The sequence below is a fragment of the Pseudobutyrivibrio xylanivorans genome (assembly GCF_008935055.1).
Taxonomy (GTDB): domain Bacteria; phylum Bacillota; class Clostridia; order Lachnospirales; family Lachnospiraceae; genus Pseudobutyrivibrio; species Pseudobutyrivibrio xylanivorans_A.
In genome coordinates, this window is sequence record NZ_CP043028.1 from 1,411,404 (window position 1) to 1,438,026 (window position 26,623).

Below are 26,623 nucleotides of genomic sequence, written 5' to 3' on the forward strand. Positions count from 1 at the left end.
CAGAAATCTCAGAGATTGTCTGCTACCGCCTTACACTTTCTATAAAAAATTAAACATAGTTACAATAAACAGATACGAAAAAATAAGATGTAGTTACGAGAACTACATCTTACATATTATCATCATTATCATATTATTAAAAGCCAAATCAAATAACATTTACCTTCGCTTCGGCAGAGAGTTCACTCTTTCCAGCCACGAATGCTTTTAGCCTAATTTCACCTCTTTCCTCAGGTTTTACGATAGCAAGTGCCTCGCCAAAATATGTGTCGCAGGTGTCTGACAGATAACTTTTGGTATAAAACGGGCACCCACTTCCAAGGCCCAAAAGCTTACCGCCTTCAACCTCAACCTCTATTTCTTCTCTCGCCAAAGGATTGAGTATACCATCCTTATCGCAGAATCTAAGTCTAATATAGGCAAGTCCATTATCTGCGGAGATTTCTTTTTGCTCTGGCTCCGCCACAAGGATTGTATCTGACTGCGCTGTCACAAGTGATGTTCTATGAGACTCATTGCCTGATGCATCATAAGCGATAGCCATCAATTCTCCTGGTTCATACTTCACATCAAACTTTACTCTACAATCATCTTTTCTCTTTTTTCGTCCAAGACTCTTGCCGTTCAAAAGAAGCTCTATCTCCTCATCTCTTGAATAAACTTCAACGGTTGTATCCATACCCCCGCAGCCATGCCAGGTCCACGATTGCATTGCATTAGTCATTTTCCAAGCTGATGGAGAATGTTTTTTCTTAGCATATTTAACTGGTATTACACCAATTGCAATATCCTTTTGCTCAAACGCAACCATAGTATAATCTGCCTCAGAAAGAGACTTTCCTGTTAAATCCACCCTGCCTGAACCAGCTGAAACCCAACCAATTCCGTGATTAAAATCCGGTGCATAATCACTGTATTCCATTGCACCTACACCTGTTTCACCCAGATAATCCATTCCAGCCCAAACAAAATCACCTATAATTCTAGGCTCTTTCTTTGCAATCTCATAGAATTTATAAGCGTCCGAGCAAAATGTCTCACTACCTAAAATCAAACGCTTAGGATACTTCTTTAAATCCTTTTTATATCTGTTGATACCATAGTTATAGCCAGCAAAATCCATGTTAGCAAAAGCACCTTTAGTTTTAAGGTCGCATGGATAAAGTGTGGCGCCAAACTTCATAAAATCTGCTCCGAGAAGCCCTGCAAGATTGTTGAAGAACTCACTTCCCACAGCCTTTTTCTTAGATGAATTCTTAACCTCTGCCTCAGCTTTCTTATCAGAATATACTCCAAATCCCATCGAGAAAAGGAAATTGAAGAATATATTAACACCACAAGAAACTGGACGGGAGTTGTCAAGACTGTGAAGATAATTAGTCATCTCTCCAGTAAACTTGATTCCACGTTCCTGCGAAGTCTCAGCTACCTCATTTCCTGTAGAATACATTATTACACTTGGATGATTGTAGTCCTTGTCCACCAAAGCCTTTAAGTCAGTCTTGTAGTTCTCTTCCACTTTGCCAGCATAATCATTCTTGGTTTTGTGAATATACCAGCAATCCACGTACTCATCCATCATCAGTACACCCATTTCATCGCAGGCTCTAAGCATTGCTTCTGAACATGGATTATGAGCACTTCTGATGGCGTTATAACCATTTTCTTTCATGAGACGGACCTTGCGATATTCTGCAAAATCATGCGCAGCTGCACCAAGTAATCCATTATCGTGATGTATGCAGGCTCCTCTAAAAATCACTCGCTTACCATTTATTGCGAAGCCAACCTTCTCATTGTATTCGATAGTCCTGATACCGATTCGCTCTGTCCACTCATCCTCACCAAATGAAACCTTGATATCATAAAGCTTTGGATTTTCCGGCGACCAAAGAATGGCATCCTTGCACTCCAGTTCCAGAGTAGCATGACCGTATGCATCAGCAATTGCCACACCTGTTACAGCAAGCTCGGGTATAGATACAGCCACATTCCCTGCTCCAGTTGTAGATACTCTCACACGAATCCTTGCAGGTGAAATAGCTACTGTATCAATCTTAATTCCATTGATTTTGATATGCTCCTGTGGCAACTGGTATAGCCAGACTGGTCGATAAATACCTGTGCCGGAATACCAACGGCTGTTTGGCTGGTCAGAGTTAATTGCTTCCACACGAATCTCATTGTCTTCTCCGTATTTTAAAAACTCTGTCACATCAACATAAAATCCGCTGTAACCGTAATCCTGAAATGCAGCCTTCCTTCCATTTACAAAAACCGAAGCTTTATGATACACACTCTCGAAATAGATTATATTCACCTTTTCTTTCCACTCTATCGGCACAAAAAGGCTCTTCTCATAAGTGTAATCCTTTGGAACAATCCATCCCAGATTAACGCCAGTTACGCTATCTGCTGACTTTTCATCCAAGAGCATTGCATCATAAGGCACATCAACTTTTATTGCGTTATCTCTTTTTCCAGTTTCATAAACTAACCAATTGTCATTTAAGCATTTTTTAATCATAATTCTTCTCTTTCCTAAAAAGCCTGGAAACACATACGCGTCTCCAGGCTTCTTTAAAATTTTTGTCTCTTTTTATGATTCTTTTCTCGTACTAAAGAACGCTGATACAATTCCCACAACTGCTGTGATTGCAAGGAAAACAATGTTTGCAATTGCTCCATGTGCTGATGAAATATTTGCTGGAGTCTGCACTTCCTGAAGAACCTCTACATTTGAGAAGTAGATAAATGCAAATCCCTCAACTCTTGCTGTTACGATAGCAAGTACAGCTGCTATAAAAAGCGCTGGTGCAACAATTCGGCACACATCTGAAATGATTGTGAGCACCTTGGCGAGTACACCTTCTACAGGTACAAGTGCAAGTACAATTGCAACTGCAAGAACAATGATTCCTAACACATTGAATTTTACTGCATTTGAAACTGCTGCATTATGGAAATAGCCTTCCCCAGCAATGTTTGTATTATATACGATTATTGAAATCACACTTAAAAGTAAGGTGATGACAGTTAAGATGATTCCAGGTGTTATTTTTTTGATAGAATTCATAGCTTAATTCTCCTCCTTACTTTTGCTTGGCTTTACTGAAAATACAAGCCATAAAAGAGCTGATACTACAAGCAGGATTCCATTTGCAAGCTTAATGGTGTTAAGAACAGTGTCCCACCATACCTCTACCTTTTCAGTAGAAACATTCATAAGTGCGCTGTTAGCAAATGTGTAAAGCTGATACTTAAGATTCTCTCTAGCTTTTTCTACAAGAGCTGAGTCATTCTTTACAGCATCCACTGATAAGTAGCCCCATGAGCCATCTACTCCACCTTCACCAAGGTTGATGTGATTATCATTTGTTGCGAAGTCAGCCATCTGTGTGATACCTGCCATTACGCTGCCCTCTGGTGTGAAGTAGTAAATATTGTTAACCATATCTGTAGAAATGACGCCTGTAAATGCCCATTCCTGACGAAGAATATTTGTAATAAGTGGTGCGTATGCACTTGCGTTTGTAGGTCCAAGTCTGTTGAATGCAATCATGACTGCAAGTCCCTTTGCATCCTCAAGTCCGCCCTGGAAGCCTCGTAAATCTGTCTCGCGCAACTTCTGCTCATTCAGATATACAGCAATACCGTTTCTAGTATGCTCCTGATCGTTAAAGCCTAAGTGCTTTGGTCCATTAAGAATTCCCTTTTCTGTGCATCCCTTTAAAGTGCCATAGCCAATTCTGTTTGTAAGCATTGGATCTTCAGAAATGTACTCGTAGTTACGTCCGTTATAAGGTGTTCTCTTAAGTGTAAGACCTGTGCCCCATAACTGATATCTCTCAAGCCATAAGCCTGAATTTCCTTCTACAAGACCCCACTCATATGCGAGCTGTGGGTTGAAAGAAGAACCTAAAAGTGTCTGTGAGTTTACATTAAAATGATAAACCTTTCCTGTTGCTTCATCTGTGTATGCTGCTGAGAAACCGCAAACACCCTCATTCTGAAGAACGATTGGATTATCAACGTTTGTAAGTGTATCTGTCTGGCTACCGCCGTGAATTACTGCACCGATTGCTTCGTCAATTGTAATCTGAGAAACAAGCTCGTTCCAATATTCATCATTTACATTTTCAAGCTGCTCATAACCGATTGAAGTAGCGTCAAATCTAAGACCCTTGTCCTCACCCTCTGTTGCAGGTGAATCAGAAGCTATTTCATAAACCTTGCCCTTGAGAAGGTTAATCCACTCCTCAGCCTTAGGGCTGTCTGCAAGTGTAATCTGAACATCCTTATTGTAATTGATAGGGTATGTTCCTTCCCAATCCTGTCTTGAAAGATATGTTACAGTATCCTCACCTGTCCAGTAGTTAAGATCTGCATCGTCAGCAACGTTTGTTACCTCTACATCATTCTCAATTGAGTATGTAACTGTATCAAGCTCTTTATTTCCATTCCATACTGTTGCTGTTCCCTTTGCATCAGCATCCATACCGTCTGCTGTTGTAAAGCCCTGTGCTGCAAGGACATTGTTAACTGCCTCGTGCGCACCTGCTGCAGCTGTGAAATAGTAATCCCCAGCATCTAAGATGTAAGTCTTTGCATTTTTATAATCGTAGCTTGCAAGATATTTTGCAGGAACCTCGATTGTAACCTCTGCTGTTTCACCTGCTGGTACAAATACCTTCGCAGAATTTAAAAACATAATTGATGATTTCTCAACAAGATTTTCCTTATCATAGTCTGTGTAAGGCTGTGAAACATAAAGCTGTGCAAGGAAGTTTCCATCTGCGTCGCCATTGTTCTTCACCTCTACAACTGCTGTTACATTTCCATCAACAGTGTTTTCAACTTCTACACTCTTGATATTCTGCTCATATGGTAAATATGAAAGGCCATGGCCAAAGCTGTAAACCATTTCATCCCCATAATTCCATCCTGCTCCCTGTGTTGAGCCAGCTGCAGAAGCTGCGTTAAATGTTGGATTTGCAATAGCATCAAAGTATCTTGTCTCGTAGTACTTATAACCTACGTAGATACTCTCTGCTTCAACGATGTACTCACCACCACTGTAGGTAGGGTCTCCACCACCGAATGAACCTACTGCACTTGTATTTGTAATATCAACATTTGGATATCTCTCGTCATAACCATTCTCAGCGTTTGCAGCAAGTGTTTCTGCGTCTGCATAATAGTCGCCACCAAAGTTCTGAACTGCTGGAATAGAGCTGTTATCAACTACAAAAGCCTCTGTAAGAGCACCTGTAGCATTTACTTTTCCTGTGAGCACATCCACGATACCGATGCACTGATAGTCGTTGATACAACCAATGTAAGCAATACCATCAACCTCGTGAGCGCCGCCCTCTGCAATATCAGAAATAAGCATTGCATTTCCTGTATTGAGAAGTACAACTACCTTTGAGCAAGTTTCCTTTGCTGCATCAATAACAGAAAGCTCATCCTCTGAAAGTGCAAGTGGATCTTCACCAGTCTTCTCTCCTGCATAATTTACAGCTGTGCCTGCACCGTAAGTGTTTGACTCTCCACCTGGTCTTGCAAAAACACAAATTGCAGTTGTATCTTCCTTGTTAATCTTTGACTTCCAATCACTTGCAAGTCCAAGACTTTCAAACTCATTAGCTGGTACCTCTGTGATAGCAAAATCTACCATATCACCAACTGTTGTGTTATAGATGTAGTCGAAGCCGATTGAATATTCATCTGCTCCTGTCCACATATTCTGAGTAACAACCTCATGCTTGTTCATAAGGTTAACATAGAAATCTTTAACTGTGGAATTAACAGTAACTCCAGCATCCTCAAATGCCTGAAGAAGCTCTACCGCGTCATCATTTCCACCTCTGAAATCGCCTGCATTATATGGATAAGGTGCATATGCTGCAAGTCCAAAAAGTGCTACCTCAGAAGTGCCTGAAAGTGGAAGTGCGTCATTATCATTTTTCATGATAACAGTACCTTCCTGGCCTTCTCTGATTGCAATATCTTTTGCAGCTGCTGCCATATCTTCAACTGTTTCATAGTCTGAAACAAATCTGGCAGAATCTGCATCTGTAGATGTTACGTAGCTTGTTGTGCCAAGTACATCATCAAGATTCTTTCTGTAGGTCTCAGCTACGTCCGCTCCAAGAGTGGAAAGCACTAAAAGTGATGCTGAAAGCGCTGCCACACCTCTCATGGCTGGAACCAATACTTTAGTTCTCATAAATACCCTCCTATTTCCTCAGGATTATCTCCCTTATTTAGTAAGGCTATATTATCAAATAAAATCCTTGTAAAATCGTCACATGCGTCAACGGTTACTTTATTTGCATGAACGGTATTATAATCCTTTTCGCTTTGCTATCTCTGCCTGTTCTGCGCTAAGATTCTTCTCTACTGTAAAGAAGAACGCCAATACTGCACAGAGAATATATGCAAAAGTTTCAATCCATATATATGAAACTGTAAGTGCTGACTGTGCAGCCGCTGACTGTACTCCTGCACCAAACACTATTGACTGATCAAAGCCGCCAGCTGTCAGAAGTGCATTCATAATTGCTGTTCCGATTGGTGATGCAGCAACCATAAGTGATGAGTAGATTGACATTGTAAGTCCATCTGTTCTGATGCCAGATTTAAACTCGATATGGTCGATAACATCTGCAAGCATTGCAAGAATCAAATAACATGCTGGTGATGAACCAAAGCACTTAAGTGCAACACCGATTCCTACCACAATAATATTGTCACTAAAAAGTCCTGCAAGAATTCCACCAACTGCTCCAATTGCAAGACCTGCGAAAGTAACCTTTGCCTTGCCGAACTTGTTAGCAAGTGGAACAACAAATACTGCTGCAACTGCCATTGGCACTGCGCCTGCTATCGAAAGGATTGTCTGAGCGATTCCCCAGTCATTACCAACCATATCAAGCTTCAGCACCCATTCACAGAACTGAGTCATGGAACCATTTTTAATGGCACCTGACCACTGAAATAATAAATAGAAGATAATGATTATCCACCACCATTTTTCTGTTGTAACAGCCTTCAGCTGCTCACTGATAGTAGCAGTCTTTGTGTTGTTTTCAGTAGCTGTTCCATCACCTGTACCACCGATAAAGTTTTCCTCTGTGACACGTTCTCTTGTGAACTTATACTGTAAGAGAATTGTCATAGCTGTGAAAATAGCTACACAAGCCATAACTATAAACCATCTGTGCTGATTCTCTCCAAGCACATTAGATGCCAAAATTGGGAACACCATTGAGCCTGCACCCATTACTCCAAGGCCTGCAACATTTGTAAATGAAGCAATGGCGCCACGCTGTTTGCTATCTCTTGTAGAAACAGGAACCAGTGTAGAATTTGCAGTGTTGTAAATTGGATATGCCACTGAATAGTAAAGATTATAGGCGATGGCAATCCAAATCATACGAGCTGTGCCCTCTGCAGGTACAATAAACATAAGTACCGATGCAATTGAAAGAGTAAGCGCTGAAAGCAAAATCCATGGTCTAGCCTTTCCAGCAAGTGCCTTAGTATGCTCAATAAGCTGTCCTACCACCAGGTTTGCAATGATGATAAGTACTGTTGATACAAGAGGTAACAGTGTCAAAAATCCATTCGAAAGCCCCAGTACCTCGTTTAAATATTTCTGGAGCATGCTTGTGAAAATACCTGATGACAGCAATGCTCCAAATGGTCCGATAAAATATCCTATAGCCATTTCAGGAAGCTTTACTTCATTTGATTTTATTGATGAAGCTAAGAATCCTGAGGCCCATATATTATCTTGTTTTTTCATGGTTCTTCTCCTTTGATACTTTAATAGTCTAATAGTATCATGAAAGGCCCCGAATAATTCGGAGCCTTCATAAACTGTCATGTTTAGTTCGTAAACGGTAATATTATCTAGGAATTGGTATGAGAATATAGAGCTTGAACCAACCATCTACCGCTTCCGCTCTTATTGAACCACCATATTTTTCCGCTATCTGCTTCATTGACTTCACACCATAGCCATGGACATTCTTGTTGGATTTGGTTGTCACAGGAAGGTGATGTCTGAACTGAATCTTGCCAGTATATGTGTTTTCCACATGGATACGTATAAAGCTCTTCTGCTTATCCACAGTAAGATAAATCAGTCTCTCCTTTGGATTCTCAATCTTTTCCGTTCCTTCGATTGCGTTATCCAATGCGTTGAAGAACAGCGCACTAATATCCATAGGCTGCATAAATTCAATTGCATAGCCATCAGTTACACAGGTGATTTCTATACCTTTGGACTGGCACTTCATTGCTTCTGACGAAAGTACTGTATCAAGAATTCGGTTGCCAGTTTTATACTGTGCCTCGTAGTGCCTAATTTCCTTCATCATCTGGTCCAAGTATTCTGACCGCTCATCATCTACCATATCTCTCTGTAGCATTCTAATTTGATGCTTCAAATCATGATACTTTTGGTTGACCAGTTCAATAGTCTGCTCCGAAGCCTGATACTGGCTATACTGTAGCTCCAGCATATGCTTAATTGTCAGAGCCTCAACCTTTTCTGCAGATTCCATCATAAGCTCGTGGTACATATATAAAAGTACAACTCCCATGAAGTCTGCACCTGTTCGTATCATATAAAGCTCTGAATTGTACATGGTGGTAAATGGCGTATTTGTAACTACGTAAGACAGATTACTAAAGGCGTAAGTCGCCAGTGCTGTGGCAGCTATTCCGCTTAAAGCTCTGCCAGTAATATCAAATTCACGATTGCTCTTTTGATGTCTCTTTTCAGCAAAGAATGCTATTCCAAATACAATTGCATAGGTTATAAACATAGTTGAGGCTTCGGCAATTCGTATATGCGATATGTATTTCTGGTTAAATATAAAATAATAAACCTGCCATCCCAGCGAGCCAGCAAACTCACCTAAAATAAATGTTCGAATGGTGTAGTAAATCTTTCTTTTTATATCCCCCTCAACAGCTATACTGATGCTAAAGAAATTAATGAATCCTATTACCAGCATCACAAGTACAAAAAGAATACCGTCCTGCCCAGCAGTAAGTATCATGAACACCTCAAGAATTACCCAAATCGGTATCTGAGGAAGAACCCAATTTGATTCTTTGTTTTTCTTAGGATTGTTAAATATATAAATAATCGAAGCTATTATATATGCATGTGAATACCAATATCCTGGGGTATTCCCAACCTGCAAAGCCTGTATCAACTCTTGATTCATATTAATGTCCCATTGTCCTCATGTATTGATTAAGCGCATCAATAAATGGTTTCTTCTTTGCTCGGCTCACCTGAACCCAGTCATTTCCAATAATGATATCATTACCCTGGATACTGTCTACCTGCGCCAGGTTAACTAAAAAGCCTTTGTTACACAGGAAGAAATAATCATCTCTAAGCAGTTCTTCCATCTCCCTGATAGTTCCCTTAGTTTCGATATCACTATCAATACAATGAATAATCATGTCGTGACCAATCACTTCAATATATCGTATATGCGATATATCAAGCTTCTGCTCACCGCCTTTTATCTTGACCCTGATATATTTCTTATCTGTATTTCCTCTTCTGCCTATAGCTCTTTTTATAGTCTGCGAAAATGGATAATACTCAATTGGCTTTAAAATATAATCAAGAGCATCCACTCTATATCCGTTGATAGCATATTGTGGCATGTTAGTAATAAATACAATTACAACGTCTGGATCAACCTCACGAACATGCCCCGCTGCGGCCATGCCATCCATAAATCTCATTTCCACATCCAAAAGAATGATATCAAAATCAGAGCTGTAGTTTTCCACCAGCTCATCTCCATCTGTATATTCAGTTATGTTAAAGGTTTCACCGTATTCCTTTTCGTATTTGACGAGCATATCGATAATTTCTTTACGATATGCTCCGTCATCATCCACAATTGCTACTCGAAGCATAAAAATAACCTAACAATAAATATTACATTCAAAACTATATTCACCTGCCGAAAGGAACTTTTCACTCTCATCTGGCATAATCAAATGACAGGTAGTATCCTCTGGCACTGTAATCTTGATTATAAACCTGTTTTCTGAAATAGACCAGTCAGATACAATCTTTCCATAAGGTGAATTGAGCTCGCCTCTTGCAAATGTAAGTCCACCGCCTACTAATGGCGCAATCCTAAACTTCCTGTAGCCTGCCACAACTGGCTCAATTCCTGCGATTCTCCTGTAAAGGAAATCTCCAACAGCTCCTGAAGCATAGTGATTATAGGAAATCATGGTGTCAGTGCCGTCATTTCCTATTGGACAGTTGCCATTTTCATCCAAGCCATCCCAGCGCTCCCAAATGGTGGTCGCTCCCATTTTGACTTCATAGAGCCATGATGGACAATCCGTATTCATAAGCATCTTAAAGGCTGCTTCCTTCTGCCCATTATCTGCTAATGCAAAAAGTATATATGGTGTTCCAGGGAAACCAGTTCCAATTTTATAGTCGTTGGCCTTGACTAACTGTGCTAAGTTTTCAGCGGCCTTTTTCTTTGCTGCTTCGTTAAACATATTGAAGTGAATTGGAAGCACGTAGGCTGTCTGGAACTCCTCAAGAAGCTTACCATCTCCATCTGTGAAAATGCTCGTGTAGGCATCACTTGTCTTTTCATATATATTTCTGAAATAAACCTCATCATTAGGATTTCCAAGTATTTCTGCAACCTTTGAAACAAGATGTGCTGTATTTGCAAGGCTGGCTGTAGCGGTCCACTTGCTTCGTTTCTGCCACTGGCTCATCTTTGGAACATCTGGTGCTACCCAGTCGCCAAAATGAAGTGTGGATAGGGTATGCCAGATATATCTGTGCTTTCCAAATGAAAATAATCCAGCCCAGTTTTTGCAGGCCTTCACATATTTCTTCATCATGTCATAGTTTTCAGAGAGAACTGATTTATCACCAGTTGCCTGATAAACTGCCCATGGAACAAGCACACTGGCATCTCCCCAAAAATCAACCGCAACAGGTGGCATTGTAGTAGGAAAACCAAATCCGTTAGACGGAATTGTATTCGGAATACCGCCGGTGGAAAGCTGTTCTGAGCGCATATCCCTCAACCATTTCTTAAGGAAATCCTTCATATCAAAGTTGAAGCAGGCTGTGGCTGCAAAAAGAGCAATGTCTCCAGTCCACCCCATTCTCTCATCACGCTGTGGACAATCTGTTGGAATTTCCACAAAGTTGGACTTCGCCCCCCATTTAATGTTTTCCTGAAGGCGATTTATCATCTCATTAGAGCAGGTAAATGAGCCAATTTCCTTTACATCAGAGTATAACGCTCTGGCATATATGCTAATTTCCTTTTCATCTATTCCTGATACAGAAACATATCTAAATCCCATATATGTGAAGTTCGGCGCATATTCCTGCTGTCCATCTCTTGCAGTATAAAGAATACGAGCCTTGGCACTTCTAAGGAAATCGGTGTTTAGACTACCATCCTCTTTTAAAATCTCAGCATGCTTTATTTCAATTTGCTGACCTTCTTTGCCATTGATTGAAAAATGAACTATTCCTGCAAAATTTTGGCCAAAGTCATAGATTAATTCATCTCCAACCTTGTTTACGCTAATAGGCTCGAATTTTTCATGTTCTCTCACTGGCACACCGATAGCTTTTGAAATACTAGGAGCAATTCTAAGTGTTTCAAGGATAGCCTTATGGTATTTTATAGATTCATCACTAATTCTGGCATCGTACTCCTCGCCATCGTAGAGATCACCATAGCGCAATGGTCCCTCTGTAGAAACTTCCCAGCTCTCATCTGTAGCTACAAGCTCTTTAGTACCATCCTCATAGGTAATTATGAGCTCAGCAAGTAATGCCTGCCTGTCAGCAAACAATCTGTTTCTTCTACTATAAACGAAGGCACCAACTGCCCAGCCGCCAGACACAGTTCCTAGAATAGTGTTATCTTCCCTCAGCAAATGTGTTACATCATATTTCTGATACTGAAGATTATACTTATAGCTGGTAAAACCAGGGGTAAAATAGTCCTCTCCAACCCTGATGTCATTTATGGTAAACACATAGGTTCCAAGGGCTGTGGAATAGAGCTCAGCACTTACAACCTTTTTTGAAATTTCAAAACTTTTCCTGAAGACCATAGGAACTGGAGATATCTTTTTCTCTTTGAAAACATACTCTCCGTCAGTTATCCACTTAGCCTTCCACTGTCTATCGCTATGACTTAGCTTGCCCATAATTCTTCCTCGCCTATTACTTCTATTATCTATAATTAGAGTTTAGCACATAAGCATCCGGAAAAAACTCCACTACCTGAAATGTATAATTTTTCGCATGAACGGTAGTTTTCATTTTTCTGCATAATAAAAAGCCAGGTCAATGTTGACCTGACTTTGACATTTGATATTCGCGTTATTTACTGATTCTCTTAAGAACCATGTCGTAACCATCGTTTCCATAGTTAAGGGCACGATTAACACGGCTGATTGTAGCTGAGCTGGCACCAGTTTCATCTGCGATGTCCTGATATGTACGCTCCTCACGAAGCATCTTAGCAACCTCGAAACGCTGCTTCATTGCTACCATCTCATTTACTGTACAAAGGTCTTCAAAAAATTCATATGCTTCCTCGACTGTCTCGAGGCTAAGAATGGCTCTTAAGAGCTCATCCATCTCTGCTGTTTCAAGTTTCTTATTCATTATTACCAATACTCCTATATTTACCCCATATTTTTAGACTTAAATCATTACAGTAATACTGTAGCACACTAAAGTCTTAAAGTAAAGAGTCACAACAAAAAAATATTGTTACCTTTTAGCAACAATATTTTTAGACAAAGTAATCGGCTCCCGAAATGAGAGCCGAAGAATATTTTACGATAAAATTTTATAAATGTAAAGGATTTTGTTTGCGTCAGAAAGACACTTTTTCAGCATTGTCTTTTAAAGGATGACAACTCCTCTTTCGTTAGCATACTTAACATCTTCCTCTGGCCAGAATGAGCACTGAACCTCACCAATGTGGCACTTACGAAGGAAGAACATACAGATACGGCTCTGTCCGATACCACCACCAATTGTATAAGGAAGCTGCTTGTTAAGAATTGCCTTCTGGAATGGAAGCTCTGCGCGCTCCTCGCAGCCGGCCTTCTTAAGCTGAGATGCAAGACTGTCCTCATCAACGCGGATACCCATTGATGAAAGCTCAAGTGAAATATCATCCACTGGATAGTAAACAATGATATCACCGTTAAGTTGCCAATCATCATAGTCAGGTGCGCGTCCATCATGCTTCTCACCAGACTTGAGCAAATCACCAATCTTCATAAGGAAGATTGCGCCATACTCCTTGGCTGCCTCGTACTCACGCTGATTGTGATCAAGGTCTGGCCATCTGTCCTCGAGCTCCTGTGTAGTGATGAAGTGAATCTCCTCTGGGAGGATGCACTGAACATAGTCATATGAATTTGCAATATATTTCTCAGTAACGCGAAGAGCAGCATAAACGCTCTTTACGTACTTCTTAAGAGTCTCTTCGTTACGAGCAGATTTCTCGATGATACATTCCCAATCCCACTGGTCAACATAGATAGAATGAATGTTATCTGTATCCTCATCGCGGCGGATAGCATTCATATCAGTATAAAGGCCCTCGCCTACATTGAAACCATAGCGACCAAGGGCCATTCTCTTCCACTTTGCAAGAGAATGCACAACCTCAACCTCTTTATCGCCCTGCTCCTTTACTCCGAATGCAACTGGGCGCTCCACACCATTTAAGTTATCGTTCAAACCTGACTCAGGCTCGACAAATAATGGTGCTGTCACACGATGAAGATTAAGCTCAGCAGTAAGCTGTGCCTGGAAGAAGTCCTTCACCTTCTTGATAGCGATTTGTGTTTCTTTAAGATTCAACGCCGAAGCGTAACCTTCTGGGATGTATATCTTGCTCATAACTTATTGTCCTCCAAGTCCGAAATCTCTTTAGGCTTATCTATATATCTTTCCGAGACACGCTTTCGCTCTTGTCGTGCTCATTGCCCTACATAAGGTGCTGCTATGCACCACCTAAGTAGGGATGGCACTAAAAGGTCTCTTGAAAGATATATAAATAATCCCTAGAGATTTCTCATTTAAATGATTTATAAATCACAATTTCCAACTGTACGTGGGAAAGGTATTACGTCACGGATGTTACCCATGCCAGTTAAGTACATAACACATCTTTCGAAACCTAAGCCGAAACCTGCGTGACGAGATGAACCGTATTTACGAAGGTCAAGGTAGAACTGGTAATCCTCTTCCTTAAGACCGCACTCTTTCATTCTCTGAACAAGTACATCGTAGTCATCCTCACGCTGTGAGCCACCGATGATTTCTCCGATACCAGGAACGAGGCAATCCATAGCTGCTACAGTCTTACCGTCTTCGTTGAGCTTCATATAGAAAGCCTTGATTTCCTTTGGATAATCTGTAACGAATACAGGCTTTCCGAAAATCTTCTCTGTGAGGTATCTCTCATGCTCTGTCTGAAGGTCGCAACCCCAAGATACCTTGTAATCGAACTCATCGTTGTGCTTTTCAAGCTCAGCAACTGCATCTGTATATGTGATGCGACCAAAATCTGAAGAAGCTACATGATGTAATCTATCAAGAAGTCCCTTGTCGATGAAGTTGTTGAAGAACTCCATCTCCTCTGGAGCATGCTCGAGAACATAGTTGATAACGAACTTAATCATGTCCTCAGCGAGAATCATGTCATCCTCAAGATCAGCAAATGAAATCTCTGGCTCAATCATCCAGAACTCTGCTGCATGACGAGTTGTGTTAGAGTTCTCAGCACGGAATGTAGGTCCAAATGTGTAGATGTTCTTGAATGCCTGAGCATAAGTCTCACCATTTAACTGACCTGAAACTGTAAGGTTTGTAGCATGTCCAAAGAAATCCTGTGAGAAATCAACCTTACCGTCCTCTGTCTTAGGGATGTTGTTAAGGTCCATTGTTGTAACCTGGAACATCTCACCTGCACCCTCGCAGTCACTTCCTGTAATAAGTGGAGTGTGAACATATACGAAATCACGCTCCTGGAAGAACTTGTGAATAGCGTATGCGCAAAGAGAACGAACTCTGAATACAGCCTGGAATGTATTTGTACGTGCACGAAGATGTGTCTGTGTACGAAGATATTCCATTGTGTGGCGCTTTGGCTGAATTGGATAGTCAGGTGTTGACTTACCCTCTACCTCAACCTTTGTTGCCTGAATCTCGAATGGCTGCTTAGCCTCTGGTGTAAGAACTACAGTACCTGTTACGTATACTGCTGCACCTACGTTAAGGTGGCAAACCTCATCGAAGTTGTCAATCTTATCCTGGTTGAAAACTACCTGTACTGGATTGAAAAATGTACCATCAGCAAGTACTAAGAATCCGAAGGTCTTTGAATCACGCATGTTGCGTACCCATCCAGAAACTGTAACTTCCTTGCCGTCGTAGTCTTTGAAGTTTCTTGATAGTGTTCTTACGTCTGTTGTTTTAACACTCATTGTATTTTCTCCTTTAATACTTCTTTACATACTAATAGTATCTAGCTTTGCTAGATACTTGTGCAAGCGCTGAGACCGAAGGTCCTTCCTTTCCGCGCGCGTCACATAAAAGAGCCCCACCAAACTTACGCTTGATGAGGCTTCCTAATTCTTACTTATTTGAACAATCTTCAACTCTCATCAACACAATAAAATTAAATCCCCTGATTATTATTCACGGAATTATTATTGTTATTATTATTGTTGTTGATTACGATTGTGAAATACATAATTGTTCCCCTTTATTCTGTTAAAGTATAAATTTTTCGACTATTTAAGTCAACCCCCTTTTTCAAGAATGGCCTTAAATTAATAATTGGAAAAGCCCAAATCCCCATACTCAACTTAGCGCAACCACCAAAAAAGGCAGCCCAAAGACTGCCTAATAACTCTCCCCGTTACATTACCCTTCTTTTTCAATAGACTCTCCCCCTAATTTGCTTACTTGAAATCGAACTTGATAACATCCATCACAACTGTTTTATCTGACTCAAATGTAATATTTTCTGCAGATAAATCAGTATCAATTTTCATGGAAGCTGCCTGCTTTCCATTATTTGCAAAAAGTTCTAAACTCCATTTATCCAGAACAATTCTTAATTCGATTTTACCATTTTCAAAGTCTACTGGAAACTCTCGGGTTGCAAGAGCTGATATTTTGTAGCCGCTGCCACTTCTATCCAGCTTGATTGTTCCTTTGCGGGCATCAAGCTCGATTACAGTTTTGTGCCTGTGGTCTTTTGCGACACAGATTTTGAAGATATAGCCTTCTGAACCAATTTCAGGTTTTAGTCTAAGCTTCATATCTAAAACTCTGCCTCTGATACCATCAAGAGTTAATGGCTTAAATACCCTCACATCTCTGTAAGCTACCTGATTACAATAATAGTTTTCAAGCTCCTTCACTGGGCGTTGGTACACATGTCCATCCTCAAGCCACAATTCACGAGGCAGGGTCATCATTCCAAAGAATCCACGCTTGTCATTTCCATAATCCTTGGTTTCCCAGTTTTGCATCCAGGCAACCATAACACGTCTGCCGTCAATAGTCTCGATAGTCTGAGCAGCATAAAAGTCTGTACCAAAATCTATTGGCTGAACCACTTCTCGCTCAAACTCAAATGGTGCGCTCTCATTTCCAAGTAGGAAGAAGTTGTTATAGCCTGGCATGATGTCTACACCATTACCTTCTGTCTCCTGAGGACTGACGATAAGCACCTGCTTATTACCAAGAGCAAAGTAGTCTGGGCACTCCCAAACACGGCCTACTTCCCATTTACTCTCATCTAGCATCTTAAGGAATTTCCAGTGAAGGGCATCTTCACTTTCAAAAACGTAGGCATTGCCACAGTCTTCTTTATCCATATTAACTGCGATGGTGTAGTATTTACCATCTCGCATTAAAATCTTAGGGTCTCTGAACTCATAAGGATTGCTTCCCTCTGGAAGGTCCTCCTTAGAAATAACAGGGTTGCCATCGACTTTTTCGTAGTCTACTCCATCGCCTATGGCAACGCACTGCTGCTGATAACATCTCTCCCAGCCATCTACCACACCGGCCTTTGTAATACCAGTGTAAATAAGCAGGTGCTTTCCATCAGGGGTTTCAATGGCACTACCTGAGAAACAGCCTTCAGCATCTTCAGCGCTGTCAGGCGCAAGTGCGCAAGGAAGGAAATCCCACTTAATAAAATCCGATGTCTTTGAATGGCCCCAGTGCATAGGGCCCCAGTGATTATCAAAAGGATAATACTGATAGAAAAGATGATACTCTCCTTTGTATATTGAGAAACCATTTGGGTCATTTATCCAACCTACAGTTCCTGTTGTATGAAAAGCTGGACGGTCGGTAACCTTCCCCTTTTCTATTGCTTCTGTTTCGTATTGGCGGGCTGCCGCCAGCTTTTCACTAATTTTCATTTCGTACCTCTACTTATAAAACTCGTCCAAATATTTCTGGTATATTCCAATGTACTCTTCTATGCCGTAATCATCAAGCTCATTTAGGTAAGCATCCCAATCTGCATCTGTGAAGCCATCCATAATCCAAGCTGCCTTTGTTGTATTGATGTAGCTAAGAATATCTGTAGCTAAATCATTTAAATCTTCTGTGTCATCAGCGCTCATAAGAACGTTTGGATATACATACTTGTGATTCATATCATCTGTATAGTAATCCTTGATCCAATCAAGACGATACTGTGCATCATCTGGGCATGTTACATAAACATCATAGTATTCGTCAAGAATTGCAAGAGGACCTGCTACACACTCAGCCTCACGAACCTCAACTGGTGAAGCATCACCAAGTGGTGCGTGCTTAAGCATCTTTTCACCGCTTGCATTTTCACTGAGTTCGAAGATATCAAAATCGTCATCCTCACCATAAGTTCCCCAGTTGTTCTGAGGAGACTGGAATGGATCATACATCTGATCAAGCCATGCACAAACTAAAGCTGGCTGCTCGCATTTTGCTGTTACAACACAACGACCTCTATCGAAACCTGATGTGAATGAACCATTCTGTGGTGTGATATTTACTGTATCAGCCTTTAACGCCTTAAGTGGAACCCAGTCTGTAAGGTTATCTACATTAGCAACATCCCATGTGAAGCAAACACCATATCTACCAGACTTACCCTTTGCAACGTATGTTGCCCAGTCCTGAGTAAATGCCTCAGCATCGATTAAGCCCTCGCTGTAGAGCTTGTGAAGCCAAGCCACACCATCCTTGTAGCCTTCCTGCTCTGATGTACAAATTACCTTTAAATCATCTGTTACTGCAATATGCTTACCCATATCAACATCGCCGTAGCCTTCGCCGAAACCGTTGATAAGGATTGCTGGATCCTGACCACCATCATTGATGATGCATGACATTGGGATGATATCACCCTCAATACCAAATTCCTTCTGTAACTCTTTAGAATTATCCTTGAATGCAATAAGCACCTGCTCGAACTCGTCTACTGTTGTAGGCATCTCAAGTCCAAGGAAGTCAAGCCACTTCTTGTTGATGAATGGCATGCTACCAACTGTCTGAATAGCTGTCTTTTCAGAACCAAGCTGCTCAATCCAAGGAAGAGCCCAGATATGTCCATTCTCATCCTCACACATCTTACGATATTCTGGTGCCTTATCAAATACTGCCTTAAGGTTAGGCATGTAAGTGTCAATATAGTCCTCAAGATTGATGATAACACCCTGATCAGCATAGTTAAGCAAGTCGCTATCACCAAAGTTTGCTGTGAATACGAAATCAGTAAGGGTATCAAGATTTGCCATGTTAAGCTTAATCTTATCTCCCCACTGGTCCGATGAAATTGCGGTCCATTCAACATGAACATTGGTGTCTTCCTCCAATCTCTTGAAAATGGTTCTGTTGTTTGGCTCCGACTCTGTTCCAACTGGGAAGCTGGTCATGCCTGTGATAGTTGCCTGCTCCTTAAGTGGGAATGCAAGTGAATCAACATCCACCTCCTGCATTTCTTCCCCATCATTCAGGGCAGCAGAACCACCTCCGCAGCCTGTAAAAGCCCCTACAGCAATGGCTGCAACAAGTAACACACTAAGTAACTTTTTCCTTTTCATTTTTCTCCTCCTTTATTATCTATTACACGCCTTCTTATGAGGGCGTTGTACACTATCCCTTTATTGAGCCTGCCATAATTCCAGCATCAAAGTATTTCTGGAAGAATGGGTACATCACGATAAGTGGTAAACTTGAAACGATGATTGTTGCATACTTCAAAAGCTCTGCCAGCTGTGCACGCTGTGCTGTGCTTTGCATATCTGCAATCATTCCTGCTTCTGGCTGATTCTGAATCAGAATAGAACGTAGCACCAGCTGAAGTGGCTGCTTTGCCACATCGTTAATATAAATCATGGCATCGAAGTAGCTGTTCCACATTCCAACGAATTGCCACAGACATAGAACTGCTATTACAGGAACACACACGGGAAGAAGTATTTTAAAGAAGTAAACCACTTCACTGGCACCATCAACCTCTGCTGCCTCCCTAAGTTCCGAAGGCACACCTTGGAAATATGTACGGGCAATTATCATATTCCACACACTGAAAGAGCCCGGCAAAATCACTGCCCACATTGAATCAAGCATTCCAAGTCTGCTAATCAAAATATATGTAGGAATCAATCCTCCACCGAAGAACATTGTGATGATGAAAATGGTGTTGAAGATTCCCTTGCCTCTAAAGTCTGGTCGTGACATTGGGTACGCACAAAGCAATGTTACAAAAACCGATACAAACGTAAACACCAATGAATAAACAACTGAGTTCTTGAAGCCAACCCAAATCTGCTTATTGGAAAGAACTCGCTCATAAGCAGTCAATGTCCACTTGCTGAAATCAAAGGTCAGTCCCTTGTTCTGCAAAGTAATTGGATCAATGAAGGATGCAAGGACTATATAAACCATCGGAACTATGATTGCCAGTACAAACAATCCAAGTAAAAAATATCCAGTCAGAAGCAAACTTTTATCTGTCATATCATATTTTGCAAATGTACTTTTCTTTTTCATAATTGCCTCCTATAATCCCTGTCCGTCGTTCATCTTCTCAACAATCTTGTTAACCACAATAAGAAGGATTAGGTTTATAACTGTATTAAAAAGGCCTACCGCTGTTGAAAAGCTGTAATCACCTTCAATCAAACCTTTCTTATATACATAGGTTGCTATGATTTCGGATGTTTCTAAGTTTAAATCTGTCTGAAGAGCGTAAGCCTTTTCAAAGCCGATGCTCATAATATTTCCTGCTGATAGAATGAATTGAATAACAACCATATTCTTAATGGCTGGCCACTCCACCGCCTTTATCTGTTGGAAGATATTGGCTCCATCAATCATAGCTGCTTCCTTCAATTCCTTGCTGGCATTGGAAAGTGCCGCTGTGTACATGATTGAAGCCCAGCCTGCACCCTGCCAGATACCACTTGTAATATAGATGCTTCGGAATGCCTCAGGAATTGTCATAAAATTGATAGCAGTACCGAATAGGCCGTTGATTGGTCCGTTTACAGAAAGAAGAATTCGAACCATACCGCAAAGGACAATAACTGAAATGAAGTTTGGCATGTAAAGAACCAACTGGATTTTCTTTTTAATTCCTGTACTCTCGATTCTGTTAAGCAAAAGTGCCAGAAGAATCGGAACCGGAAATCCCCAAAGCAATCCATATAATGAAAGCTTTAAAGTATTCACCAAATATCTAATGAAATCTGGCGAAGATAAAAATCTCTCAAAATGCTTAAGTCCTACCCAACGGCTTGCCAAGATTCCTTTGATTGGATTGTACTTTTGGAAAGCAATCATGATGCCGCCCATTGGCAAATACTTAAATATGATGGTAAGTACCAGTGCTGGCCCTAAAAATAAAACATATAGCTGCCAATTTTGTTTGAGATATCTTCCCAGACTTTTTGACTTATTCATTGCAAAATTCCTCCCATATCATTTGTGCAAATGTAAAATATTGTGCATTTGCACTCTTTACTTTTGCTAGTATACTATTTACAAATAGAAAACGTCAACTAGAACTTTTACATTTGCACAACTATTGTTACATTTCGACAAATATTCTTCTTAAATTTTTACATTTGACACATTTTCTTATCTCTTCTATAATTTAAAATAAGATTACGATATTCTAATTAACAAGGGGTTTATAAATGTCAGAAAAAGTTACAATCCAGGATATCGCCGATGCTCTTGGATTATCTAGAAATACTGTTTCTAAAGCAATAAACAACACTGGAATTCTTGCTGATTCCACTAGAGAAAAAATTCTTCAAAAAGCTGTCGAAATGGGCTACAAGCAGTTTTCTTATATTGCTTCCATGCCTAATTCTTCAATCATGACGGAGCAGCCTCCAAAAGCCTGCGGCGAAATAGCAGTTATGATAGGTGGTGTTGTAGATCGTTCACACTTTGCCACCACCATGCTTGATAAATTCCAGATGGAGATTTCATCCTTGGGATATAGCATGACCATGCATCGAATTTCAGATGATAATAGAAAGAAAAAGCAACTTCCTATCACTTTTATTTCCGACAATACAAAGGGTATTCTCTGCGTTGAACTATTTGACTATGAATACATAAAAATGCTTACAGAGCTTGGCATTCCTGTTCTTATGGCCGATGGACCAATTGAATCCTTCTCCAAGCCACTTGATGTGGATATGCTTCTTATGAACAATACCAACTGCATCTTTGAGATAATTGAAAAACTTAAGGACAAGGGTATAACAAAGGTCGGTTTTGTGGGCGAGAAGTTCCACTGTCGTTCCTTCTTTGAAAGATACTCTGCTTTCAGAGATGCCATGTATATGTGCGAGCTTCCTATAAATGAAGATTACAACCTCACAAATGTTCATGCCCATGACATAGAGTATCCTGGCTACCTTTTCAAGTCCTTAAAAAAGATGAAAGAAATGCCTGAGCTTTTTATCTGTGCCAATGATTTCGTGGCAATCGATTTGCTACAAGGCTTAAAGAAATTAAACATTGAATGTCCAAAGGATGTGCTTATCTGCGGCTTTGATGATTCACCAGAATCTCGCTTCATCACCCCTGCACTTACCACCTGCCACATTCACTCGCAGATTCTTGGTTTTTCAGCGGCTCAGCTATTGATTTCCAGAATCAATCAACCGGATTTGAATTACAGAACACTTTATGCTGAGACAGATTTGCTTATCCGAGAATCAACAGCAATTAAGTAAAATAAACAAGCCTCTAGTTGCTTGATGGCTACTAGAGGCTATCTTTATTTCTACTATTACTGTCTTACGAAATGCAACTGCGCACTTGGATAATCACCCATGGCGATATTTATTGCAAATCCACCATACATAAGTGCTGCGCCTGACATCATATTATCTGTGCCTTCAAGGAGATACATAGCATCCTCCTCAAGACCTCTAAGCTTGATAATCTTAATCTTTGCATTAGCCTGAGACTTCTTTACTACAATATTTACAAGTGCCTCAGATTTATCCTTTGCGGCAAACTCCCAAGCTTTGTAAACCTCAGCCTGCTCCTCATTTACCAGTCGATAATAATCGCTCTTTTGGATAAGCCAGTAGTACTTGTTGAAGGTCTTAATCTGCTCCTTAACCTCAGCCTTTTCTTCTTCTGACATCTTTGTCACATCGAGCTCATAACCAAAGGTTCCTGACATTGCTACCACACCACGTGTCGCAAGTGGAGTGCTACGACCTGTCTGATGATTTGGTGAAGCAGAAACATGGCTCCCCACTGTGCTTACAGGATATCCAAAAGAAGTGCCCTCCTGAATCTCAAGACGCTCGATTGCATCTGTATCATCTGAACACCAAATCTGTGGGCAATAGTAAAGCATTCCCGCATCGAAACGTCCGCCACCGCCTGAGCATCCCTCAATCATAAGATTTGGGTATGCATTAAGAAGTCGCTCCAATAATGAATATGTTCCAAGAACAAATCTGTGTGAAACCTCTCCCTGTTTCTTGTTAGGAAGATTCTTTGAGTAAACATTTGTAATACTTCTATTGAAATCCCACTTGATGTATGAAATATTTGCATCATCCAAAATCTTGCTGATGCAGTTGAAAAGGTAATCCTCAACTTTTGGATTACTCATATCAAGCACCATCTGATTTCTAGCCATTGTAGGATGTCTGTCAGGGTCAACAAGTGCCCAGTCTGGATGCTCTCTGAAAAGATTTGAATCCTCGTTTATCATCTCTGGCTCAAACCAAAGACCAAACTTCATTCCAAGCTTTCCAATTTCATCTGAAAGTCTCTTGAGACCACCCTCAAGCTTCTTTTCGTTTACAAACCAGTCTCCAAGACCAGAATTATCATCATCTCGCTTGCCAAACCAACCGTCATCGAGAACCATCATTTCCACACCAAGCTCTGATGCAGTCTTTGCAATATCGATGATTTTCTCAGCTGTGAAATCAAAATAAGTTGCTTCCCAGTTATTAATAAGAACTGGACGCTTGATTTCCATATACTTTCTGTCACAAACATTCTCACGAATGATGTTGTGATAGATGTGGCTAAGCTGCTCCAAACCAGATGGAGTGTAAGCCATAATAGCCTCTGGTGTATCAAAAGCATCGCTAGCCTCAAGGCACCATGAGAAGTTCTCCTCATTAATTCCTGCAACGATTCTTGTTGAACCAGCCTGATCCTGCTCGATTTCAATCTTGTGATTGCCTGAGTACATCAGCATCATTCCGTAGCAATCGCCGTAGGTCTCTGTAGCCCCATGATCGCATAAAATCACAAATGGATTCTCGTGGTGAGAGCTCATTCCACGCTTTGAGCTAATAACCTTGATATCCTGTGTCAACTTGTTTCTGGACATCTGACGCTCCATGCAGTGGCGTCCAGCGAAATGAATCTCATCCCAGCTACCAAACTGTACATCAAGCATTGCCGATGCAGCCTTTTCAAGATGAATTTTCTTATCACTTACATTTACAAATCTTGTGTGTCTTGTGATAACATCCTTATCTGCAAAAACAGAATAGAAAAGCTGTGCCTCAAGACCGATGACCTTATCCTCCAATGTGATTACCAAAGTAGTTACGTCATCATCGTATGGTCTCACAGATGGAAGTCCTGGAATCTCTGGCTTGCCATCGATAATCTCATGGGATTTGTATCGAAGATCGCAGCTGCGGCTACCATTCTTTGCAACCACTCCCACTGAACTGATTCTATAATCACCAACTCCGCAACCTGAAAATTCCTGTGGAAGCACGTCGATAGAACGACCTCTGTTGTCTCTGTTCTCAAACAGATTGCCAGAAAATCCTCTGTCCACAGAAAGAATCTGATAGCTCATATCGGTGTCACATGTTGATCTGCCATAGTAATTGTGAATAACAAGTCCAATGTCATCCACCTTTATCTGATACTCGCTATTTGTGGTACTCAACCTAAAGAGTTTCCTTGATTCATCAAAAATAATTGCCATATTACCTTGCTCCTTATACTTACAAACTATATGTAAAAGTCATTTCAACATATATGCTTTCAATATACATTATTCTAATTTCAAAAACCACAAGTTTCGCTTTTATTTGACGAAAAGCTTTAAGCCATTTTTATCTTGCTAACCTCTTTTTCCGACTTTATAATTAGAGGGCACGAAATTTTTAATTCAGGAGAAGAGTAATGAATAAAAAAGAAGTAAACGAGATAAAAAGACGTTTTAAAAAAGATTCCTGCAACTTCGACAAGATGGTTGGCTGCTATGTTGATGCCAACAAGGAAATGGTGCTCACTTTTAAGGAGACATTCCTTAATCTTGAAGACGAGGAATTTCACAAATATTTAGAGATTGCAAACAAATCACTTTCTGGAACTATTGGAAATAATCTTCTTGAGCTTCCATTTGACCCAGAATCAGAAATCGAAGGCAGTGGTCACGACCTTCTTATGAGACTTCGTGAAACACGCCTTCAGGACGAGAAGCTTCTCATTGAGTACTACAACAGAATCATTGAATCTTATGATTTTGTTGGAAACTACCTGATTCTTCTCTATCATGACACCTACGATATTCCAATGAAGACTTCAGATGAGCTTACACTTGATGAATCAGAAGAAGTATATGATTACATCATCTGTGCCATCTGCCCTGTTGCTCTTTCAAAGCCAGGACTTGGCTACCGTGAGGCAGAGAATCGAATCGGTGCCCGTGACCGTGACTGGGTTGTTGGTCCTGTCGATACAGCCTTCACTTTCCCATGCTTCAGCGAGCGTACCACAGATCTTCACGCTTGCCTTGCTTACACTAAGAATACTAAGGAGCCTCATGTTGAGTTCTGGGAGAACTGTATTGGCTGCGGCACAAAGAAGACTTCTACTCAGAAGAAAAATGCTTTCAACAACATGCTTGATCAGGCTCTAGGTGAGGAAACAGATGAAACTATCGAGACAAAGCTTGATATCCAGCAGAATCTTTCAGATTTCATCACTGTTGAAAAAGAGCGCCTTGGCGAAGATGAGACAATTATTCTCGAGCCACAGGATGTTGCAAATATCCTTACAGACTCTGGTCTTTCAGATGTAAAGGTTGAAAAGATTCAGGCTAAGTTCGAGAACTACTTCGAGGAGCAGCTTCCACTTGCTGAGGAGATTCTCGATGAAAAAGCTCTTAAGAACAACGAGCTTCGCGTAGAGAAGAACGTACTCAAGGAACGCGTCGTTGACCTTACTAAGCAGCTCAAGGAAGCTACTGGCGTCACCGAAGATGGCAAGCCTGCAGATATCGTAGTTAAGGTTTCAGAAGACAAGGCTGCCACCGTGACCACTGCCTATGTGGATGGCAAAAAATGCGTCTGCGTACCAATCGAACCAGATGAAGTGCTGTTCTTGAATGGTGAACAGATATAAATTCAATTACAGAACCCTTGAAAATATTAAGATGCAAACGTTAAAGTAATGGTACATAAAAACCACCGTTATATATCGGAGACACAGACAGCTCAGAAGAAGTAAAGGCTATTACAGCTGATGGCTCTATTCTTAAGTGTGAAATCAATGACTAATTAAAACTTAATATGATATATAAGGACATAGCGCCCCTCGCGAGAGGGGCGCCTTTTTTCAGAAAAAACACATCACAAGTACATTCAATATATAATCATATAATTATTTTTCAACCTGCTTGAAAATAGGACTGTGGCAAGCCACAAATCAACTAACTATCGCAAAACAACGGTAACACGTGGATTCAAATTATGTCTTGCTAAAAAATCCCATCCTTTTTATCACAGACCTCCTCTTCAAACCGCATATATTCGATACTATGTGATAAATTTAAGCGAAATGAGTGGATATTTATCACAACATGCCCTTGTACGCCGCTTCTCTTCGTTTCTATTTGATAAAATTCTTTAGATTTGAACAAAATTTATAAATACATCAATGTGATTACAAGAATGCTACCACTCCCATTGATAAAATAAGCATTTCACAAGAAATATTTATCAA

The 26,623-nt window shown here is 40.6% G+C and carries 17 protein-coding genes; 2 read left to right on the forward strand and 15 right to left on the reverse strand.

The window, feature by feature from the left end:
• Positions 1–148: 148 nt before the first annotated feature.
• The 14 genes from FXF36_RS06530 to FXF36_RS06595 form a co-directional block, all read right to left on the reverse strand.
• Positions 149–2,527: a glycoside hydrolase family 2 TIM barrel-domain containing protein gene (locus FXF36_RS06530; protein WP_151623016.1), complete on the reverse strand. Its 2,379-nt coding sequence runs from the start codon at positions 2,525–2,527 to the stop codon at positions 149–151.
• A gap of 72 nt (positions 2,528–2,599) precedes the next feature.
• Complete coding sequence (locus FXF36_RS06535; RefSeq protein WP_151623017.1) at positions 2,600–3,076, reverse strand: hypothetical protein; 477 nt, start codon at positions 3,074–3,076, stop codon at positions 2,600–2,602.
• A 3-nt stretch (positions 3,077–3,079) separates the two neighbouring features.
• Positions 3,080–6,232 carry a glycoside hydrolase family 3 N-terminal domain-containing protein gene (locus FXF36_RS06540; protein ID WP_151623018.1) on the reverse strand — a complete coding sequence of 1,051 codons (3,153 nt, stop codon included), beginning with the start codon at positions 6,230–6,232 and terminating at the stop codon, positions 3,080–3,082.
• 117 nt (positions 6,233–6,349) lie between these two features.
• Entirely contained in the window at positions 6,350–7,813 is a 1,464-nt protein-coding gene (locus FXF36_RS06545) for an MFS transporter (protein WP_151623019.1), read from the reverse strand.
• Between the two features lie 103 nt (positions 7,814–7,916).
• Positions 7,917–9,248, reverse strand: a complete 1,332-nt coding sequence (locus tag FXF36_RS06550) for an ATP-binding protein (protein ID WP_151623020.1) — start codon at positions 9,246–9,248, stop codon at positions 7,917–7,919.
• Between the two features lies 1 nt (position 9,249).
• On the reverse strand, positions 9,250–9,960 hold the full coding sequence (locus FXF36_RS06555) for a LytR/AlgR family response regulator transcription factor (RefSeq protein ID WP_174819724.1): 711 nt from the start codon (positions 9,958–9,960) through the stop codon (positions 9,250–9,252).
• Positions 9,961–9,969: 9 nt separating this feature from the next.
• The gene (locus FXF36_RS06560; RefSeq protein ID WP_151623021.1) at positions 9,970–12,258 is read right to left on the reverse strand and encodes an alpha-L-rhamnosidase; all 2,289 of its coding nucleotides are present in this window, start codon (positions 12,256–12,258) and stop codon (positions 9,970–9,972) included.
• Between the two features lie 175 nt (positions 12,259–12,433).
• Positions 12,434–12,721 carry a YerC/YecD family TrpR-related protein gene (locus FXF36_RS06565; RefSeq protein WP_015548776.1) on the reverse strand — a complete coding sequence of 96 codons (288 nt, stop codon included), beginning with the start codon at positions 12,719–12,721 and terminating at the stop codon, positions 12,434–12,436.
• A gap of 243 nt (positions 12,722–12,964) precedes the next feature.
• Positions 12,965–13,975: an aspartate--ammonia ligase gene (gene asnA / locus FXF36_RS06570; protein WP_151623022.1), complete on the reverse strand. Its 1,011-nt coding sequence runs from the start codon at positions 13,973–13,975 to the stop codon at positions 12,965–12,967.
• 188 nt (positions 13,976–14,163) lie between these two features.
• On the reverse strand, positions 14,164–15,564 hold the full coding sequence (gene asnS / locus FXF36_RS06575) for an asparagine--tRNA ligase (RefSeq protein ID WP_151623023.1): 1,401 nt from the start codon (positions 15,562–15,564) through the stop codon (positions 14,164–14,166).
• 480 nt (positions 15,565–16,044) lie between these two features.
• Positions 16,045–17,523: a glycoside hydrolase family 32 protein gene (locus tag FXF36_RS06580; RefSeq protein WP_151623024.1), complete on the reverse strand. Its 1,479-nt coding sequence runs from the start codon at positions 17,521–17,523 to the stop codon at positions 16,045–16,047.
• A gap of 9 nt (positions 17,524–17,532) precedes the next feature.
• On the reverse strand, positions 17,533–19,194 hold the full coding sequence (locus FXF36_RS06585) for an extracellular solute-binding protein (RefSeq protein WP_151623025.1): 1,662 nt from the start codon (positions 19,192–19,194) through the stop codon (positions 17,533–17,535).
• 52 nt (positions 19,195–19,246) lie between these two features.
• Positions 19,247–20,146 (reverse strand): carbohydrate ABC transporter permease, encoded by a 900-nt coding sequence (locus tag FXF36_RS06590; RefSeq protein WP_151623026.1) that lies wholly within the window; start codon positions 20,144–20,146, stop codon positions 19,247–19,249.
• Between the two features lie 9 nt (positions 20,147–20,155).
• The gene (locus tag FXF36_RS06595) at positions 20,156–21,058 is read right to left on the reverse strand and encodes an ABC transporter permease (RefSeq protein WP_151623027.1); all 903 of its coding nucleotides are present in this window, start codon (positions 21,056–21,058) and stop codon (positions 20,156–20,158) included.
• Between the two features lie 236 nt (positions 21,059–21,294).
• On the opposite strand from FXF36_RS06595, the gene FXF36_RS06600 reads away from it, so the two are divergent.
• Entirely contained in the window at positions 21,295–22,350 is a 1,056-nt protein-coding gene (locus tag FXF36_RS06600; protein ID WP_151623028.1) for a LacI family DNA-binding transcriptional regulator, read from the forward strand.
• Between the two features lie 56 nt (positions 22,351–22,406).
• Here the strand turns inward: FXF36_RS06600 and FXF36_RS06605 are convergent, their stop codons facing one another.
• Complete coding sequence (locus FXF36_RS06605; protein WP_151623029.1) at positions 22,407–24,599, reverse strand: alpha-galactosidase; 2,193 nt, start codon at positions 24,597–24,599, stop codon at positions 22,407–22,409.
• Positions 24,600–24,799: 200 nt separating this feature from the next.
• Between FXF36_RS06605 and FXF36_RS06610 the strand changes: the two genes are divergently transcribed.
• On the forward strand, positions 24,800–26,023 hold the full coding sequence (locus FXF36_RS06610; RefSeq protein ID WP_151623030.1) for a DUF4317 domain-containing protein: 1,224 nt from the start codon (positions 24,800–24,802) through the stop codon (positions 26,021–26,023).
• Positions 26,024–26,623 lie beyond the last annotated feature (600 nt).

Bases quoted from the DNA above. Each gene is read 5' to 3' on its own strand.
- FXF36_RS06550 (WP_151623020.1), bottom strand. From the start codon at position 9,248: ATGAATCAAGAGTTGATACAGGCTTTGCAGGTTGGGAATACCCCAGGA.
- FXF36_RS06580 (WP_151623024.1), bottom strand. From the start codon at position 17,523: ATGAAAATTAGTGAAAAGCTGGCGGCAGCCCGCCAATACGAAACAGAA.
- FXF36_RS06610 (WP_151623030.1), top strand. From the start codon at position 24,800: ATGAATAAAAAAGAAGTAAACGAGATAAAAAGACGTTTTAAAAAAGAT.
- FXF36_RS06535 (WP_151623017.1), bottom strand. From the start codon at position 3,076: ATGAATTCTATCAAAAAAATAACACCTGGAATCATCTTAACTGTCATC.
- FXF36_RS06555 (WP_174819724.1), bottom strand. From the start codon at position 9,960: ATGCTTCGAGTAGCAATTGTGGATGATGACGGAGCATATCGTAAAGAA.
- FXF36_RS06530 (WP_151623016.1), bottom strand. From the start codon at position 2,527: ATGATTAAAAAATGCTTAAATGACAATTGGTTAGTTTATGAAACTGGA.
- FXF36_RS06600 (WP_151623028.1), top strand. From the start codon at position 21,295: ATGTCAGAAAAAGTTACAATCCAGGATATCGCCGATGCTCTTGGATTA.
- asnS (WP_151623023.1), bottom strand. From the start codon at position 15,564: ATGAGTGTTAAAACAACAGACGTAAGAACACTATCAAGAAACTTCAAA.
- FXF36_RS06595 (WP_151623027.1), bottom strand. From the start codon at position 21,058: ATGAATAAGTCAAAAAGTCTGGGAAGATATCTCAAACAAAATTGGCAG.
- FXF36_RS06560 (WP_151623021.1), bottom strand. From the start codon at position 12,258: ATGGGCAAGCTAAGTCATAGCGATAGACAGTGGAAGGCTAAGTGGATA.
- asnA (WP_151623022.1), bottom strand. From the start codon at position 13,975: ATGAGCAAGATATACATCCCAGAAGGTTACGCTTCGGCGTTGAATCTT.
- FXF36_RS06590 (WP_151623026.1), bottom strand. From the start codon at position 20,146: ATGAAAAAGAAAAGTACATTTGCAAAATATGATATGACAGATAAAAGT.
- FXF36_RS06565 (WP_015548776.1), bottom strand. From the start codon at position 12,721: ATGAATAAGAAACTTGAAACAGCAGAGATGGATGAGCTCTTAAGAGCC.
- FXF36_RS06540 (WP_151623018.1), bottom strand. From the start codon at position 6,232: ATGAGAACTAAAGTATTGGTTCCAGCCATGAGAGGTGTGGCAGCGCTT.
- FXF36_RS06605 (WP_151623029.1), bottom strand. From the start codon at position 24,599: ATGGCAATTATTTTTGATGAATCAAGGAAACTCTTTAGGTTGAGTACC.
- FXF36_RS06545 (WP_151623019.1), bottom strand. From the start codon at position 7,813: ATGAAAAAACAAGATAATATATGGGCCTCAGGATTCTTAGCTTCATCA.
- FXF36_RS06585 (WP_151623025.1), bottom strand. From the start codon at position 19,194: ATGAAAAGGAAAAAGTTACTTAGTGTGTTACTTGTTGCAGCCATTGCT.